We start from the raw sequence: 16,548 nt of genomic DNA on the forward strand, positions 1-16,548 counted from the left end.
CGTCGCAGGCCACGTCAGCGCCCCCGCGCGGCGGGGTTGGCGAGCGTGCCCGCGTAGAGCAGCGACGCGGACTGGTCGGCGAGGTCCACCATCTGCAGGGTGTTGCGCAGCTGGAGCCGGTTGAGGCACGAGTGCGCGAACCGCTGGGCGCGCAGGTCGACGCCGGTCTCCAGGTCCGGGTGGGCGGCGCGGTGGTCGTCCAAGCACTCGCCGACGAGCGACCAGAACCGGTCCTCCGCCAGCGCCCCGTCCCCGGCGAGGATCGCGGCGAGGTGGCGCAGCACGCCGTCGAACACGTCGGTGAAGATCGCGAGCGCCTTCTCCGCGTCGTCGACGACGGCGCGCACGCGCTCGACACCGGACGGGAGCGCGCGCTCGCCGAGCACGGCGACCTCCTCGCCGATGTCCTTCATGACCGCGCGCACCACCACATGGTCGCGCACGACGAGGATGAGGTTCTCCCCGTGCGGCATGAACGCGAGGTCGTGCGCGAGGAGCGCATGCGCGAGCGGGCGCAGGTAGGCGCGCAGGTACGACCGGACCCAGTCGGCCGGGTCGAGGCCCGACGCGCGGACGAGGGCCGTCGCGTACGCGGCGCCGTGGGCGTCACGGTGCAGCAGGGACGCCATGGTCACGAGGCGCTCGCCGGGGGCGAGACGCGGCACGGGGCTCTCGCGCCACAGCGCCGCGAGCATCTTGCGGTGCGCCGAGGGGGTCGCGGTGCGGTGGTAGACGTCGCCCGTGTACCCGATCGAGGCGAGCTCGCGCAGCACCGTGAAGCCGCTGCCGCGGAGCTCGGCGTCGCCTGCGACGAGGTCCGCGACCCAGTCGTTGATCGCGGGCGTCGCGCGCATGTAGGCGGGCGACAGGCCGCGCAGGAAGCCCATGTTCTGGATCGCGAGCGCGACCTTGACGTAGTGCCGCTCCGGCCGCGTGAGGTTGAACAGCGTGCGGATGGACTGCTGCGGCTGGTACTCGTCCACGCCGAGGCCGACGGGGACGAGGTCGCCGCGCGCGACGTCGGCCGCGAACGTGATGGGCACGCGGTGCTCCCACTGCCACGGGTGCACCGGCAGGTAGAGGTAGTCGGCCGGGTCGAGGCCCCGGTCGGCGAGGCGCTCCGCGAAGGCCGCACGCTCGTCGGCCGTCAGCTCCGCGCCGTAGTGCGCGCCCTCGTCCAGCCCGGCGCCCAGCGCGAGGTGCGTGTGCTCCCGGCGGGCGGCGAGCCACACGAGGCGCACGCGGCCCGCGTTCTCGGGCGCGTAGGCGCGGTACTCGGCGAGCCCGAAGCCGATGCGCCCGTTGTTCGCGACGAACGCCGGGTGCCCCTCGGTCATCGCCGCCTCGATCTCCTGGAAGGACGCACCCAGCAGGTCCGCAGCGCTCGGGCCGCCCGCGGACCGCGCGCGCTCGAGCTTCGCGGTCGCGCTCGCGAGCGTCGAGGACACCTCCTCGAGGTACGTCGCGAGCAGGTCGTCGGGGATGCGCAGGTCCGGCTGGAGCTCGACGACGAGGTCCAGCACGTCGACCGGCGCGTCGGTCGGGGTGGCACCACGTGCGCCGTCGTGCACCGTGCGCCGCAGGGACGGCTCCTCGATCACCCAGTGCTCGAGGGCGTAGCGCCGGGCGGTGAAGCGGTACTCGACCGCGCCGCCCGCGACGGCCAGGACGTACTCCCCCGGCCCGTTCGACGTGACCGGCTCGACGAGGGTGCGCGGCGCGAGCAGCCGCTCGTGCGTCAGCTCGGCGATCGTCTTCGCGACGAGGTGCCGGTGCGCGCGGTCGGCGAGGTCGGGGCGCAGGTGCGGTGCGGGGTCGACGCCGTCGCCGAGAGGGCTCGCGTCGAGGTCCGCGCGCGTGGCCACCGCGAGGTGCGCGCGCTTGCCGGGCAGGTCGACCTCGCGCAGCACGCGGAAGCCCGCGGCGGCGTTCTTCGCCGCGATCGCGGCGTTGCGCACGTCCGGCTCGACGACGACGCGGCGCGCGCCCCGCCCGTCCGGCGCCAGGCAGAACCGCACGACGGCGGCCATGACCGCGGACGTCAGCCCGTGCCGCACCGCCGCCGAGGCCGGCGGCGCGACGAGCAGGTGCATCCCGACGTCGCCCGGCTCGAGCAGCTCGACGGCCTCCGGCACGCCGGCGAGCGTCACGCGCGTCGGGTCGTACGTCTCGACGAGGAACGTGGGCGCGCCGTCCACGTAGCCGAGCCACGCGTCCTCGTGCGGGTCCGCCGCGACACCGGCGAGGTACTCGCGCACCCCGTCGACGTCCAGGTGGCCGAGCTGCCAGAACGCGGACCGCGGGTCGGCGAGCCAGCCCTGCACGAGCGCGGCGTCGCGCGCGGGGTCGACGGGATCGACGCGCACGTCCGCGCGACCCTCGCCGCAGCGCACCCGCACGGTGAAGGAGGCGACGGGCGCCACGCCCGTCGTCACGCCCGTCGTCGGGTCCGTGGCCGTCCCGATGGCCGTCCCGGTGCTGGTCCCGGTCGTCGTCTCGGCCGTCGTGGTCATCGGGCCCCCTCCTTCGCGGTGGCCGTCCCGTCGACGGACGCGCCCGGTGGCGTCGGGACGGGGCGGGTGTGCTCGTCGTCGGGCAGGCCGAACTGCTGGAACGCGATGCGCTCCTCGACCGGGTAGACCTCGCGGCCCGTGACGGTGCGCAGCACGACGGAGTTGCGCCACGCCGCGAAGCCCAGGTCGGGCGCGGTGAGGCCGTGCGTGTGCTCCTCGCCGTTGAGCACGTGCACGCGCCGCGCGGCGTCGACCGTGTAGTCGCGGGCCACGTCGAAGCGGCCCAGCTCGTCGAACCGCAGCAGGTGGCGCACGGGGTCGAGGAACACCGGGACGGTGGCGGCGTACCCCGTGGCGACGACGAGCGCGCGCGTCCGGCGCTCGACCTCGCGACCGAGCTGGGCGTGGCGCAGGCGAAGGACGTACTCCCCCGGGCCGTCCGCAGCGGACGCGGACCCCGGGCCGGCGCCGTCGGCCGGCTCGTAGCGCGCGGCGACGACCTCGGTGTCGGTGAGGAGGGTCGTCGGGACCGGCCGGTCGAGGCTCAGGCGGTACAGCGCGTCGTAGATGTCGTCGACCAGGTCGGCGCTGATCCCCTTGTACAGCCCGCGCTGCTCGCGCCCGAGGAGCTGGCGCAGCTCCAGCGGCAGGGCGTGGAAGTGGTCGGTGTACTCCGGCGACGTCATCTCGAGCGTCAGCTTCGTGTACTCCATCGGGAAGAAGCGCGGCGAGCGCGTCACCCAGTCGAGCCGGTAGCCGTCGGTTCCCGCGCCGATCCCACCGCCGCCTCCCCCGTGGACGCCGTCGAGCAGGTCGCGGTAGATCTCGGCCGCCGACTGCCCGCTGCCCACGACCGTGACGGACCCGCTCGCGGCGAGCGCGTCGCGGTGCGGCACGTACTGCGCGCTGTGCACGAGCGGCCCGGCGCCCGGGTGCTCGCCCGCGGCGACCTCGTCCGCGAGCGCGCGCAGCGCGGGCGGCAGGACTGGGCTCGTGCCGACCCCGAGGACCAGGTGGCGACCCCGGTGCTCCTCGGTGCCCGTGACGGTGCCGTCCGCGCTCACCACCTCGGCGCGCACGACGAACGTGTCCGACGCCTCGTCGCGCGTGACGGACACGACGCGCCGGCCCCACCGCAGCGACGGCAGCCGCTGCGCGACCCAGCGGCAGTACGCGTCGTACTCGGCGCGCAGCGGGTAGAACGACTCCCGGATGTAGAACGGGTACAGCCGGCCGGTCGCCTTGAGGTACGCGAGGAACGAGTACGGCGACGTCGGGTCGGCCATCGTCACGAGGTCCGCGAGGAACGGGACCTGGATCGTCGCGCCGTCGATCATCATGCCCGGGTGCCAGCGGAACTCCGGCGCCTGGTCGAGGAACACGGCGTCGACGTCGTCGAGCGGCGCGGACAGCGCGGCGAGGCCGAGGTTGAACGGGCCGATCCCGACCCCGACGACGTCGTGCACCGCGGCGGTCATCGGGCCACCGCCGTCGCGTCGTCGGCGAGCAGCTCGTCGGTGTCGACGAGCGCCTGGGCGGTCGTGCGCACGAGGTCGAGCACGCGGCGCACGTCGTCGAGCGTGACGTCCGGGTTGAGGAGGGTGAGCTTGAGGCACGGCACGCCGTCCAGCACGGTCTTGGCGACGAGCGCCCGGCCCGACTCGAACAGCACGCGCCGCACGAGCGGGACGAGCCGGTCCGCGTGCTCGCGCGCCAGCCCGGCGGGCTCGTAGCGGAACAGGACGGTGGACAGGTCGGTGCGCGCGACGACGCGCAGGTCCGGGTCGTCCGCGAGGTCGGCGTGCACCGCGGCCGCGAGGTCGCACACCGCGTCGACCATGCGCCCGATCCCCTCGGCGCCGAGCGCCCGCAGCGTCGCCCAGAGCTTGAGCGCGTCGAACCGGCGGGTCGTCTGCAACGACTTGTCGACCTGGTTCGGCTCGGCGTTCTCGAGCGGGTTGAGGTAGTCGGCGTGGTGCGCGACGCGCGCGAGGTCGGCCGGGTCGCGCACGAGCAGCGCGCTCGCGGACACCGGCTGGAAGAACGCCTTGTGGTAGTCGACCGTCACCGAGCGCGACCGCTCGATCCCGTCCAGGAGGTGGCGCCGCGTCGGGGAGACGAGCAGCCCGCACCCGTACGCGGCGTCGACGTGGAGCCACGCGCCCGCCGCGTCGCACGCGTCGGCGACCGCCGCGAGCGGGTCCACGCAGCCGCGGTCGGTCGTGCCGGCGGTCGCGACGACGGCCATGACGACGTCGCCCGCCGCCAGCACGCGGGCGAGGGCGCCCGCGAGCGCCGCGGGGTCGAGGCGGCCGTCCGCGTCGGCGGCGACCGTGACGACGGCGTCGTCCGCGAGCCCCAGGAGGAACGCCGAGCGCGCGACGCTGAAGTGGCTGGACGCGCTCGTCAGCACGCGCAGGCGCGGGAGCACGTCGGATCGGGCGGCACCGGTGCGCCGCTCGCGCTCGACCGCGTGCTCGCGGGCGAGGAACAGCGCGTGCAGGTTGGACTGGGTGCCGCCCGAGGTGAACACGCCGTCGCCCGCCGCGTAGCCGACGCGCTCGGCGGTCCAGGTGACGAGCCGACGCTCCATGAGGGTCGCGACGGTCGACTGGTCGTAGGTGTCCACGGACGTGTTGATCGCCGCGAGCATCGCCTCGGCCCCGACGGCGGGCAGCGCGACCGGGCAGTTGAGGTGCGCGGCGTACGCGGGGTCGTGGAACCACACGGCGTGCGTCGCGTAGAGGTCCGCGGTCTCGCGCAGCGCGGCGTCCGTGCCGACGCCCGGCGCGTCGAGGTCCACGGCGTCGACCAGGGCGGCGAGCTGCGAGCGCGACGCGCCGGACCACGGCTGGGAGACGGCGGCCACGCGGGCGGCGACGTCGTCGACGACGGCGTGCAGCGTGCTCGCGTAGGCACCGGCGGTCGCCGTCGTGAGCAACGACGTGGCGGCGGGAGCGGTCGAGGGCGACACGGCGTGAGCCGTGGTCGCGGCGGACGCGGCCGGCGCGACGAGTGGTCGTGCTGAGGGCATGACAAAAGCTCCTCGAGGCAGGGAGAAGGACCGGGCGCGACCCGCGCACCGGGAGATTCTGAGGTATGGCTTGCCTAACCTAGCGCACGTCGCGGCGGCGTCAAGTGTGGCCTGCGCCACGTCCGGCGGGCGGACCCGCGCCCGCACCCGTGGACGTGCGCGCCCCCCGGGGAGAAGATGTCCTGGCCCGCACCGGGCCCGCCGAGGAGGCCGCGTGGAACCCGTCGCACCGACGTCACGACCCGCCATCGTCACGGTCGACGACGACCCCGGGGTCTCGCGCGCCGTCGCGCGCGACCTGCGGCGACGGTACGGCGACCGGTACCGCGTCGTGCGCGCCGAGTCCGGCGCGGACACGCTCGCCGCGCTGCGCGAGCTCGCCCTGCGCGGCGAGGACGTCGCGGTGATCCTCGCCGACCACCGCATGCCGCAGATGACCGGCGTCGAGCTCCTCGAGCAGGCGATGGACCTGTTCCCGGCGGCGCGGCGCGTCCTGCTCACCGCGTACGCCGACACCGACGCGGCCATCGAGGCGATCAACGTGGTCGACCTCGACTACTACCTCCTCAAGCCCTGGGACCCGCCCGAGGAGAAGCTCTACCCCGTCGTCGACGCCCAGCTCGAGGCGTGGCAGCGCACCGACCGGCGCCGTCCCGCCGAGGCCGTGGTGGTCGGGCACCGCTGGTCCGCGCGCTCGTCGCAGGTGCGCGAGTTCCTGGCGCGCAACCGCGTTCCCTACCGGTGGTACGCGTCGGACTCGGAGCAGGGCGCGCGCCTGCTGTCCGCCGCGCAGGCGGACGCGTCGTCCCTGCCCCTCGTCGTCACGCCCGACGGCGAGGCGCTCGTCGCGCCCGACGACGCGACGCTCGCCGAGCGGGTCGGGCTCGCGACCACGCCGACCGAGGAGTTCTACGACCTCGTCGTCGTGGGCGGCGGACCGGCAGGGCTCAGCGCCGCGCTGTACGGGGCGTCGGAGGGTCTGCGCACCGTGCTCGTCGAGCGGACCGCGACGGGCGGCCAGGCCGGTCAGAGCTCGCGAATCGACAACTATCTCGGGTTCCCCGACGGCATCTCCGGCGCGCAGCTCGCCGACCGCGCGCGGCGCCAGGCGGTGCGGTTCGGGGCGGAGATCGTCACGACGCGCGACGCGATCGAGCTCGACGTCACCGGCTCGGCGCGCAGCGTCCGCTTCGCCGACGGCACGGCGATCGACGCGCACACCGTCGTCCTCGCGTCCGGCGTCTCCTACCGGCTGCTCGACGGCCCCGGGCTCGGCGACCTCGTCGGGCGCGGCGTGTACTACGGCTCGGCGCTCACCGAGGCGGCCGCGTGCCATGACCAGGAGGTGTACGTCGTGGGCGGCGCCAACTCCGCGGGCCAGGCGGCGCTGTACCTGGCGCGCGAGGCGAAGCAGGTCACGCTCGTGATCCGCGGCGACACCCTGTCGCGGTCCATGTCGGCGTACCTCGTCGAGCAGGTCGAGGCCCACCCGCGCCTGCGGGTGCTGACCCGGACCGAGGTCGCGGCCGCCGTCGGCGACGAGCACCTGGAGCACCTCGAGCTGCGCGACGTGGACACCGGGGAGACGAGCCGGGTCGACTGCGGGTGGGCGTTCGTCTTCATCGGCGCCGCCCCGCGCACCGACTGGCTCGACGGCGTCGTCGCGCGCGACCCGCGCGGGTACGTCCTCGCGGGACCTGACCTGCCGCACGACGGGCTCCTGCCCGCGGGCTGGCCGCTCGAGCGCCCGCCCTACCACCTGGAGACGTCCGTCCCCGGGGTCTTCGCCGCGGGCGACGTGCGCGCCGAGTCCGCCAAGCGCGTCGCGTCCGCCGTGGGCGAGGGCGCGATGGCGGTCATGCTCGTGCACCGCTACCTCGAACAGCTCTGACCCACCGGAGGTGACGCCATGACCGGCATGCAGGACGGTACGCAGACCGAGCGGGACACGAGCGGCTGGCTGCCGTGCGACGTCGACGAGCTGCGGTCGACGTTCCTCTTCGAGCACCTCACCGACGACCAGCTCGCATGGTTGTGCCGGACGGGACACGTCGAGCACGCCGAGCCCGGGGTCCTGTGCCGCGAGGGCGACCCGGCCGAACGGTTCTTCGTCCTGCTCGACGGCGGCGTCGCGCTGTTCCGGCGCGTCGGGAGCGACGACGTCGAGATCAACCGCACCCGTCAGGTCGGGGTCTACATGGGCGCGTGGAACGCCTACCTCGGCGACCGCCTCCCCCAGACCTACCTGCACAGCGTGCGCGTGCTCGAGCCGTCGCGGTTCTTCGTGCTCGCGGCGCCGGACTTCGCGAAGCTCATGACCGAGTGGTTCCCCATGGCGGTGCACCTGCTCGAGGGCGTGTTCTGGGGCACGCGCGACGCGCAGCAGCTCGTGGGCCAGCGCGAGCGCCTGCTCGCGCTCGGCTCCCTCTCGGCCGGGCTCACGCACGAGCTGAACAACCCCGCCGCGGCCGCCGTGCGGGCCACCGGAACGCTGCGCGAGCGCGTGGGCGCGATGCGGCACAAGCTCGCGCTCATCGCCGACGGTCCGTACGACCGCGCGACCCTCGCCGTCCTCATCCGCCTCCAGGAGGAGGCGCTCGAGCGGTACGCCGACGCGCGGGACGCGGACGTCGTCGGTGCCCTGGAGACCTCCGACCTGGAGGACCGGCTCACGGACTGGCTCGACGACCACGGGATGCCGGAGGGCTGGCGGGTCGCGCCCGCGCTCGTGCAGGCCGGGATCGACGAGCCGTGGCTCGACCGGGCCGCCGAGCGCATCGACGCGGGTGCGCTCACCGGCGCGGTGAGCTGGCTCGCGTACACGATCGAGACCGAGCAGCTCATGGCCGAGATCGAGGACGCGACCGTGCGCATCTCCTCGCTCGTCGGGGCCGCGCGCCAGTACTCCCAGCTCGACCGCGCCCCGTTCCGCCCCGTCGACCTGCACGAGCTCCTCGACTCCACGCTCGTGATGCTCGACCACGCGCTCGCCGGGATCGACGTCGTGCGCCGCTACGACGCCGACCTCCCGCCCGTGCCGGTCTTCGCGGCCGAGCTCAACCAGGTCTGGACCAACCTCGTCGAGAACGCCGCGCAGGCCATGGGTGCCTCACCCGGCGGGAAGACGCGCGGCGACGGCACGCTCACCGTCACGACGCGCCGCACCGACGACGCCGTTGAGGTAGAGGTCGCCGACACCGGGTCGGGGATCCCCGAGGACGTCCTGCCGCGCATCTTCGAGCCGTTCTTCACGACGAAGCCCGTCGGCCAGGGCACCGGGCTGGGCCTCGACATCTCGTGGCGCATCGTCGTGAACAAGCACCACGGCGACCTCTCGGTGACGTCCCGGCCGGGCGACACGCGCTTCGTGGTGCGCCTGCCGCTCGTGGCGCCGACGCCGCCCGCCGCATGACCGACGGCGCGGCGGCACGGACGCTGCACCCGTCCCGGCACGACAGGCGCCCCTAAACCGTGGACGTGAGGCCCTGGCGGGCATAGCCTGCTTTTCGTCCGGTCGAAACCGCCCGGACGCTCGACCGTGACGACCGACGAGAGGCAGGTGGACCGCATGACGTACCCGTGGACCACCGACCTGTCCCGAAGGGCGCTCCTCAGGTAGACGACATCTGTCGTCGACCTGCTGAGCCGTCCCGGGGCACCGTTCTGGGGCGGCTCTCGTCGTCCCGGCCAGGAACGAGACAGGAGACGCGACCATGAGCGAGGTGGTCATCTACAACCTCGGCGGCAGCCAGGTCCTCGGCCGTGTCTCGCTGCGGCACGCGATCCGCATGCTGCACCGCCGCGTCGCCGAGGTCCTGGAGGTGGTCGAGGGCGAGACGTTCGGGCCGTACCAGCGGCCTCGTTCGGTCGAGCTCGTCCGCTACGTCCACGCTCGCTGGGTCTACGACCGTCAGGGCCGCGTCCCGTACTCGCGCGCGGCGCTGCTGCGGCGCGACCGGTACCGGTGCGCGTACTGCGGCGGCACGGCGACGACGATGGACCACGTCGTGCCGCGCTGCCAGGGGGGCACGACCACGTGGCTCAACGCCGTCGCGGCGTGCGAGCCCTGCAACGCGGTCAAGGGCGGGCGCACGCCCGACGAGGCGGGGATGAGACTCCTCAGACCGGCGTTCGAGCCCACGTTCCGCGACATCTACCCGACCGCACCGGCGCCGCGCCCGCGCTGACGGCGTCGTCGGGTCCCGAGCGGCTCGGTCGGTGGCGGTGACACCGGCCGAGCCTTCTGCTCGCGCGCGGTCGCGGCCGCGGTCGCCCCAGAGCCGCGGTCCGGACGTCCGGACCGCGGCGGCGCGCCCTCTCCCCAGGTAGGGCGCCGACCGTACCGACGCCCGGACGGGTCCCCGACCTCGTGCCGGGGCGACGCGAGGGAGGCCGCCATGCCGGTCCGGGTCGGGGCGTACAACGTGGAGAACCTGTTCGAGCGCCCGCGAGCGATGCACGGTCCGATGAGCGGGGGCGGGAACGAGGTCCTCGCGGCGCACGCCCGGGTCAACGCGCTGCTCGGCGAGGAGGTCTACACCGCGGCCGTGCGCGCCGAGGTCCTGGAGCACCTGGAGACCCTGGGCCTGCTCCGGTCCGACGGCGCGGAGCTCGCCGTCCTGCGCCAGGTCCGGGGACGCCTCCTGCGCCGCACCGGCTCGCTCGCCGCGGGCACGGCACGGACCGAGGTCGTCGCGACGGGCCGCGGCGACTGGATCGGCTGGGTGGACCTCGTCAAGGAGCGGGTCGACGAGCTCGCCACGGCGCACGCCGCGCGGGTGATCGCCGACGTCGACGCGGACGTCCTCGCGGTGGTCGAGGCCGAGAGCCGCATCGCGCTCAAGCACTTCACGGACGCGGGTGTCGTCACGCGGACCGGCAAGCCGCTGTACCCGCACGTCATGCTCATCGACGGCAACGACGACCGCGGCATCGACGTCGGGCTCCTCACGACGCGCCGACTCGGGATCGGCGGCATCCGGTCCCACGTCGACGACCGCGACTCGACCGGCCGGGTCGTGTTCGGGCGCGACTGCCCCGAGTACGTGGTGCAGCTCCCCTCCGGCGCGACGATCACGGTCCTGGTCAACCACTTCAAGTCCAAGGGCTACGGCGTCCAGGCGGACAGCGACGCGACCCGGCGACGGCAGGCGCGCCACGTGGCGGAGATCTACCGGCGGCTGCGCGCGGGCGGGCAGGAGAACGTCGTCGTGGCGGGCGACCTCAACGACACGCCCGACAGCGCCCCGCTGCGGCCGCTGCTCGAGGGGACCGACCTGCGCGACGTCAGCGAGCACCCGACGTTCGCCGGGGACGACCGGCCCGGGACCTACGGCAACGGCACCGCGGGCCAGAAGATCGACTACGTCCTCCTCTCCCCCGCGCTGTTCGAGCGCACGGTCGGGGGGTCGGTGTTCCGCCAGGGCGTGTGGGGCGGGCGCAACGGCACCCTCTTCCCCCACTACGACACCATGACGTCGCCGGTGCACGCGGCGTCCGACCACGCCGCGCTCTACGCGGACCTCGACGTCGCCTGATCGCCTCCCGCCAGCCTGGCCCGCTCCGACGGTGGCCGGGCCGGCCGGCTCGCGACCGCGGGTCGGTGCGGTCAGCGGTCGTCCTCGACCCGCTCCCCGACGGTGTGGACGACGACCACCTCGGGCTGCCACGGCACCAGGGTGTCGACGTCGGCCTGGAGCGCGTCGACCGGCGGGAGGTCGTTCGGCGTCCGCACGGCGACGACGAGGTCCTGGCCCTGCCACGAGACTCCCTCCACGACCGCGGCGGGGTCGTCGGCGAGCCAGTCCTCCGCGGCGGCGCGGGTCTGGCCCGCCCACAGCTCCGCGAGCGCCGCCTGCACGGTGTTCGCGACCATCGGGACGGCGACGACGACGAGCGCGACCGCCGCGACCAGGTAGGCACGGCGCACACGCCGCGGCCCGTGCACGGCCGCGCGCGCGTCGGACGCCTCGGCCGCGTACCCGGCACCGGTGAAGACGACGGTCGCGGCGATGACGAGCGCGACCGCGTTCGACGCGAACAGCAGCAGCGCCCCCGCGGCGAGCGACGGCGCCCCGGCGCCGAGGCACACGCCGACGACGCCGAGCGGCGGCACGAGGGAGATGGCGATGGCGATGCCGGGCAGCACGTCCCCGAGGTCGCGGCGGGCGAGCGCGATGGCGCCCGCGAAGCCGGTCGCGAACGCCGCGACGAGCTCGGGGAGGCCGGGCGACGTCCGGCCGGTCACCTGGGAGTTCGCGAGGACGTGCGCGGTGTCCGGGAGCACGAGCGCCACGAGCCAGCCGAGCACGACCACGGTCGCGAGCCCGAGGACGACCGTCAGCACGGAGCGCGCGACGAGCCGGCCCTTCGCCGTGACGATCCCCAGACCGACGCCGAGGATCGGCGTCGACAGCGGCGCGATGATCATGGCGCCGATGACCGTCGCCGTGGAGTCGGTGATGACGCCCGCGACCGCGATGATCCCGGACAGGACGAGCATCACCCAGAACGCCGAGGTCTTGGCCCGCGCGTCGCCCGCGTCGAGGTCGAGCCGGTCGGCGAGCTCGTCGAGCGGCCGTCGCTGCGCGGGCGGCACGAGCGCGCCGAGGAACGACCCGCGCCGCGCGGGAGCCGGAACCTGCTCGGTGGTGGGCTTCGACGTCATGCTGCCTCCGTGGTGCGGGCCCGTCCGCGGGCGCCCCGGCGAACCCCTGCCCGCCGCGACGTCAGTATGGACCGCCCGCGACCGCGCCGCTCAGACCGGCACGCCCGACCCGGCCGCGAGCGCCGCGACGGGGTCGTGGGACAGCTCGGGCACGCCGATGCCCGTCTCGCGGCTCAGCGCACGCAGGAGCCCGGCGCGGGTCGCGTAGCCGGCGGCGTGGGCGGCGGCGTCGAGCTGCGACCCGCCGCGCAGGCGCGCGATGGCGACGTTGAGCCGCGACCGGGTGCGCCAGCGTCCGAACGCGAGGCCCGTCTCCTCGAGGAAGAGCCGCTGCACGTGGCGCGCGCTCGTGCGACGACGCCCGGCGAGCTCGTCGAGGGTCGCGCCCGTCCCGGGCGCCTCCGCAGCGACCGCACGCGCCACCGGGTGCTGGGGCGGCGTGAGGGCGAAGTAGTCCGTGCCGAGGCCGCGCAGGACGTCCTCGAGGGCCGCACGGAAGGGGGCGACCTGCTCGGGCGTGCTCGGGCCGGCGCACAGCGCGGCCGTGAGGAGGGACGTGACGGCGGGCACGACGCCCAGCCGACGCACCCGCTGCGCGGGCTCGACGCCCGGCGACAGGATCGGGCCGAGCGCCATCGCGCCGTCGGGCAGGCGCATCGAGTGCGGCACGCCGGGAGCGAGCCACAGGCTCTCGTGGGTGCGGAGGGTGAGGGGGGCGCCGTCCACGACGAGCTCGGCCGTGCCGGTCACGACGTGGACGAGGTGCGGCTCGTCGTGGGTGTGGGTGCCGTGACCGAGGAACCGGATCGAGTTCTCGGGCACGACGGCGCTCAGCGCGGTCGGTGTCATGGCGCTCCTCTCCCCGGTGCCGCCCGGGTGCCTCCCGTGGCGCGTCCGGTGTCAGGTCCGGTACCGGAGATGTCGCCTCCGGGGACGTTCACAGCGCCAGGTGTGGTTAGCCTAACCTCGTGAGGCGCGCCGCCGGACGCGGCCCTCGCACCCCGACTCCTGACTGTGAGGTCTCTTCATGCTGCCCCTGCGTCGTGCCACCCTCCGCGCCGCCGCGCTGACCACCGCCGCCGTGCTCGCGCTCGGCGCGTGCTCCGCGAGCACCGACCCTGGCGACGCCGATGCCACGGCGACCGGCGCCGCCGACACCTCGACCTCCGAGGCCGCGGACCGGGTCGTGGTGACCGACCAGGGCGAGGTGACCGTCCCCGCGGACCCGCAGCGCGTCGTCGTGCTCAACCACGCTCTCGCCGGGTACCTGTACGCCCTCGACGTCCCCGTGCTCGCGACCGTCCCCGAGGTCACCGACGACCCCGACCCCGCGTTCTCCCCCTTCTGGGCCGAGGAGGCCGAGGCGGACGGCACCGAGCTCATGGACTGGAGCGCGGACGGGTACAACCTCGAGGCGATCCTCGCGCTCGAGCCGGATCTCATCGTGGGCGGCGGGTGGGGCTTCCCCCTCAAGCAGGCGACGGACGTCTACGACGGCCTGAGCCAGATCGCCCCCACGGTGCTCGTCTCGGGGTCCTTCACGACGTGGCAGGAGCAGCTCGAGTTCCTGGCCGACGACGTGTTCGACCAGGCCGCGACGGCCGACGAGCTCGTGGCGGGGTACGACGAGCGCCTCGCCGAGGTGCGCGACGCGATCACCGTGCCCGACGGCGCGACGGCGTTCCTCGCGGGCACGTCGGACGGCAAGACGTTCGCCCTCATCGAGGGCGAGGCGCTGCCGAGCACGTTCGAGGAGCTCGGTTTCGAGATCGACACGGTCCAGGAGCGCACGGGCGCGGAGCCGTACACGGCGGGCGGCGACATGTTCGAGGTCTCCGCGGAGCAGGTCGGCTCGGTGTTCACCGCCCCGACGGTCTTCGTCATCGGGTTCAACGGCGCGACGACCGACGTCGCGACGCTCGCCGAGGACCCGGTCTACGCCGGGCTGCCGTCGTTCGAGGCCGGGCAGGCGCACGACCTGCCGACGTGGACGATCCGCGGCGACTACCACGAGGCGATGGGCCTGCTCGACGTCGTCGAGGAGCAGTTCTCCTGATGGCCCAGCACCGCCTGCGCACCCACCCGCTCGTCCTGCGGCACGTCGAGGTCGCGCGCGTCGTCGACGTGACGCCCCGCATGCGACGCCTCACCCTCGTCGGCCCCGAGCTCGGCGCGTTCGAGCGCGACCACCTGCCGATGCCCGCGTTCGCCGCGCCCGGCTTCGACGACCACGTGAAGCTGATCTTCGCCGCGGACGGGGACATCGAGGCCGCGCTGCCGGTGCAGCGCGCGCACGGCATCGACTGGCCACCCTCGTCGCAGCGCCAGGGACGCGACTACACGCCGCGCCGGGTCGACCCGGTCGCGGGCGAGCTCGACCTCGACGTCGTGCTGCACGGCGACGGCCCGGCGGCCGCGTGGGCCGCCGCGGCCGTACCGGGCTCGGACGTGTGGTTCGTGGGACCGAAGGCGTCGACGGTCTGGCCCGACGACGTCGCGTGGGCCCTGCTCGGGGGCGACGAGACCGCGTTGCCCGCCATCGGACGGTTCCTCGACGAGCGCCCGGTCGACGTGCCCGTGCAGGTCGTGGTACACGTCGCGGACGAGGCGGCGCGCCAGGACCTCGCGCTGCGCGCCGGCGACACCGTCCGCTGGGTCGTCGCTCCCGAGGGCGACCGGGCGGCGCTCGACGACGCCGTGCGCGCGCTCGACTGGTGGCCCGGCCAGGCGTACGCGTGGGCCGCGGCGGAGAGCCGCGCGCTGCTGCCCGTGCGCCGGCACCTCGTGCGCGAGCGTGGGCTCGACCGGTCGCACGTGGACGTCACCGGCTACTGGCACCTCGAGCCGGTCTCCGACGACGGCTCGGCCGGTGCACCGACCGGCGCGGCGGTCGGTGCAGCGGTCGGTGGGATGGCGGGTGCGGTGGTCACCGCGTCGGCCGCCCCCTCGGACGCGGCCGTGCGCTCCGGCGCGGCTCCGGCCGCGCCCGTGGGCGTCCCCTCCCCCGTGCCGTGGCTCGCGACGCGCGCGGCCCTGCAGCTCGGGCTGCTCGACGCGCTCGGCACGGGTCCGCGCGACGTGGACGACCTCGCCGGCGCGCTCTCCGTGCCGCCGGGCACGGTCACGGCGCTCGCGGGCGTCCTGGCCGGCGTCGGGATCGTCGTGGTCGACGGGCCGGCGCTGCGGCTCGGCGACGCCGGCGAGGAGCTCCTCGACGACGAGCACGAGCGCGAGGAGTACGAGGGCCACGAGGCCGACCTCGTGCTCGCGCTCGCGGGCCTCGCCCCGGCGCAGCGCGCGGGAGTGCCCGCGTGGCAGCAGGCGCGCGGACGCACGCTGCGCGCCGAGGTGGAGCACGACGCCGCGCGTGCCGCGGAGCTCGTCGAGCACGCCGACGTGCTCGCGTATGTCCTCACCGGCCTCGCGTCGTGGCCGGCGTGGGACGGCGCGACGAAGGTCGCGGTCGGTGGGCCGGGCGCGGTCGTGGTCGCCGAGCGCCTCGGCGACGTCGCGGACGTCGAGTCGGTGACAGTCGTCGAGGAGACCGTCCCGCTCGCCGTCCTGCGCGAGGCCGCGGGGCACGCGCCGGACGGTCCGGCGCGGGTGTTCTCGACGTCGTGGCCGGCCTCCGACGTGGCCGTCAGCGCCCTCGGTGCGGCGCACCGCACCGACGCCGAGATGGTCGCGCTCCTGACCACGCTGCGGGCCACCGCCCCCCGGGTCCTGCTCGTCGAGGACTTCGCGCCCGACGGTCTCAGCCCGCACGCCGCCGAGCACGCGCTGCTCGCGCTCGCCGCCACCGGCGCCCCGCCGCGCACCCCGGACGACGTCGCCCGCATCGCCGGGCTCGCGGGCTGGGACGTCGCCCGCCACGAGCCGCTCGGGTGGGGCGTGGAGGTGGTCGAGCTCGTCGTGGACGCGCAGGCGGGACACTAGGCCCATGACACCGACCGAGTTCTTGCTGTCGAGGATCGCCGAGGACGAGCTCACGGCGCGTGCCGCCGGACAGGCCGGCGGCACGGACGGCCGTGAGAACGGCAGTGAGGACGGCAGTACGGGCGGCGAGGCGGCACCCGACCGGCACCGTGCGCGCTGGAGCCCGACCAGGGTGCTGGCCGAGTGCGGCGCGAAGCGACGGATCGTCGAGCTCGCGCACGAGGCCACCGGGTACGACATGACCGTCGACCTCGAGCGTGCCAGCAGCGCCCGCGCGCAGAGCGGGGTCTCGTTCGTCGGCGACCGCATCCTCAAGGAGCTGGCCACGACCTACGCCGACCACCCGGACTACGACGAGGCCTGGCGGCCCTGACTGCAGGGGCCGTGCGCCTCCGGCT

General features: G+C 75.0%; 12 protein-coding genes. 7 read left to right on the forward strand and 5 right to left on the reverse strand.

Annotated features, from left to right (window positions below):
- Positions 1 to 14 precede the first annotated feature (14 nt).
- The 3 genes from V5D56_RS14215 to V5D56_RS14225 are packed head-to-tail and all read right to left on the reverse strand — an operon-like array spanning position 15 to position 5,547.
- Positions 15 to 2,513 carry a GNAT family N-acetyltransferase gene (locus V5D56_RS14215; protein ID WP_435735947.1) on the reverse strand — a complete coding sequence of 833 codons (2,499 nt, stop codon included), beginning with the start codon at positions 2,511 to 2,513 and terminating at the stop codon, positions 15 to 17.
- Positions 2,510 to 3,991: a lysine N(6)-hydroxylase/L-ornithine N(5)-oxygenase family protein gene (locus V5D56_RS14220; RefSeq protein ID WP_435735948.1), complete on the reverse strand. Its 1,482-nt coding sequence runs from the start codon at positions 3,989 to 3,991 to the stop codon at positions 2,510 to 2,512. The genes V5D56_RS14215 and V5D56_RS14220 overlap by 4 nt, the downstream gene beginning before the upstream one ends.
- On the reverse strand, positions 3,988 to 5,547 hold the full coding sequence (locus V5D56_RS14225; protein WP_435735949.1) for a pyridoxal phosphate-dependent decarboxylase family protein: 1,560 nt from the start codon (positions 5,545 to 5,547) through the stop codon (positions 3,988 to 3,990). The genes V5D56_RS14220 and V5D56_RS14225 overlap by 4 nt, the downstream gene beginning before the upstream one ends.
- A gap of 214 nt (positions 5,548 to 5,761) precedes the next feature.
- Here V5D56_RS14225 and V5D56_RS14230 point away from each other — a divergent pair, with 214 nt between their 5' ends.
- The 4 genes from V5D56_RS14230 to V5D56_RS14245 all read left to right on the forward strand — a co-directional run bounded on the left by V5D56_RS14230 (position 5,762) and on the right by V5D56_RS14245 (position 11,084).
- Complete coding sequence (locus V5D56_RS14230; RefSeq protein ID WP_435735950.1) at positions 5,762 to 7,438, forward strand: FAD-dependent oxidoreductase; 1,677 nt, start codon at positions 5,762 to 5,764, stop codon at positions 7,436 to 7,438.
- Between the two features lie 18 nt (positions 7,439 to 7,456).
- On the forward strand, positions 7,457 to 8,959 hold the full coding sequence (locus V5D56_RS14235; protein WP_435735951.1) for an ATP-binding protein: 1,503 nt from the start codon (positions 7,457 to 7,459) through the stop codon (positions 8,957 to 8,959).
- Positions 8,960 to 9,260: 301 nt separating this feature from the next.
- On the forward strand, positions 9,261 to 9,734 hold the full coding sequence (locus V5D56_RS14240; protein WP_251151026.1) for an HNH endonuclease: 474 nt from the start codon (positions 9,261 to 9,263) through the stop codon (positions 9,732 to 9,734).
- Between the two features lie 210 nt (positions 9,735 to 9,944).
- A complete protein-coding gene (locus tag V5D56_RS14245; RefSeq protein WP_435735952.1) occupies positions 9,945 to 11,084 on the forward strand; it encodes an endonuclease/exonuclease/phosphatase family protein in 1,140 nt (379 codons plus the stop codon).
- Positions 11,085 to 11,155: 71 nt separating this feature from the next.
- On the opposite strand, the gene V5D56_RS14250 is transcribed toward V5D56_RS14245, so the two are convergent.
- Together V5D56_RS14250 and V5D56_RS14255 are read right to left on the reverse strand one after the other, a co-directional pair.
- The gene (locus V5D56_RS14250; RefSeq protein WP_435735953.1) at positions 11,156 to 12,214 is read right to left on the reverse strand and encodes a TIGR00341 family protein; all 1,059 of its coding nucleotides are present in this window, start codon (positions 12,212 to 12,214) and stop codon (positions 11,156 to 11,158) included.
- Positions 12,215 to 12,304: 90 nt separating this feature from the next.
- Positions 12,305 to 13,063, reverse strand: a complete 759-nt coding sequence (locus tag V5D56_RS14255) for a helix-turn-helix domain-containing protein (protein ID WP_435735954.1) — start codon at positions 13,061 to 13,063, stop codon at positions 12,305 to 12,307.
- Between the two features lie 178 nt (positions 13,064 to 13,241).
- Between V5D56_RS14255 and V5D56_RS14260 the strand changes: the two genes are divergently transcribed.
- Genes V5D56_RS14260 through V5D56_RS14270 form a run of 3 tightly spaced genes read left to right on the forward strand, consistent with a single transcriptional unit; the run spans position 13,242 to position 16,523 of the window.
- Entirely contained in the window at positions 13,242 to 14,270 is a 1,029-nt protein-coding gene (locus V5D56_RS14260; protein ID WP_435735955.1) for an ABC transporter substrate-binding protein, read from the forward strand.
- Entirely contained in the window at positions 14,270 to 16,150 is a 1,881-nt protein-coding gene (locus tag V5D56_RS14265) for a siderophore-interacting protein (RefSeq protein WP_435735956.1), read from the forward strand. The genes V5D56_RS14260 and V5D56_RS14265 overlap by 1 nt, the downstream gene beginning before the upstream one ends.
- A gap of 4 nt (positions 16,151 to 16,154) precedes the next feature.
- Positions 16,155 to 16,523 carry a DUF6221 family protein gene (locus tag V5D56_RS14270; RefSeq protein WP_435735957.1) on the forward strand — a complete coding sequence of 123 codons (369 nt, stop codon included), beginning with the start codon at positions 16,155 to 16,157 and terminating at the stop codon, positions 16,521 to 16,523.
- Positions 16,524 to 16,548: the final 25 nt, after the last annotated feature.

Source organism: Cellulosimicrobium sp. PMB13, assembly GCF_051294865.1.
In the GTDB taxonomy this organism is placed as follows: Bacteria; Actinomycetota; Actinomycetes; order Actinomycetales; family Cellulomonadaceae; genus Cellulosimicrobium.

What these genes read in the sequence shown, in the direction of transcription:
- V5D56_RS14215 (WP_435735947.1), bottom strand. Translation starts at nt 2,513, where the DNA reads ATGACCACGACGGCCGAGACGACGACCGGGACCAGCACCGGGACGGCC.
- V5D56_RS14220 (WP_435735948.1), bottom strand. Translation starts at nt 3,991, where the DNA reads ATGACCGCCGCGGTGCACGACGTCGTCGGGGTCGGGATCGGCCCGTTC.
- V5D56_RS14225 (WP_435735949.1), bottom strand. Translation starts at nt 5,547, where the DNA reads ATGCCCTCAGCACGACCACTCGTCGCGCCGGCCGCGTCCGCCGCGACC.
- V5D56_RS14235 (WP_435735951.1), top strand. Translation starts at nt 7,457, where the DNA reads ATGACCGGCATGCAGGACGGTACGCAGACCGAGCGGGACACGAGCGGC.
- V5D56_RS14240 (WP_251151026.1), top strand. Translation starts at nt 9,261, where the DNA reads ATGAGCGAGGTGGTCATCTACAACCTCGGCGGCAGCCAGGTCCTCGGC.
- V5D56_RS14245 (WP_435735952.1), top strand. Translation starts at nt 9,945, where the DNA reads ATGCCGGTCCGGGTCGGGGCGTACAACGTGGAGAACCTGTTCGAGCGC.
- V5D56_RS14250 (WP_435735953.1), bottom strand. Translation starts at nt 12,214, where the DNA reads ATGACGTCGAAGCCCACCACCGAGCAGGTTCCGGCTCCCGCGCGGCGC.
- V5D56_RS14255 (WP_435735954.1), bottom strand. Translation starts at nt 13,063, where the DNA reads ATGACACCGACCGCGCTGAGCGCCGTCGTGCCCGAGAACTCGATCCGG.
- V5D56_RS14260 (WP_435735955.1), top strand. Translation starts at nt 13,242, where the DNA reads ATGCTGCCCCTGCGTCGTGCCACCCTCCGCGCCGCCGCGCTGACCACC.
- V5D56_RS14265 (WP_435735956.1), top strand. Translation starts at nt 14,270, where the DNA reads ATGGCCCAGCACCGCCTGCGCACCCACCCGCTCGTCCTGCGGCACGTC.
- V5D56_RS14270 (WP_435735957.1), top strand. Translation starts at nt 16,155, where the DNA reads ATGACACCGACCGAGTTCTTGCTGTCGAGGATCGCCGAGGACGAGCTC.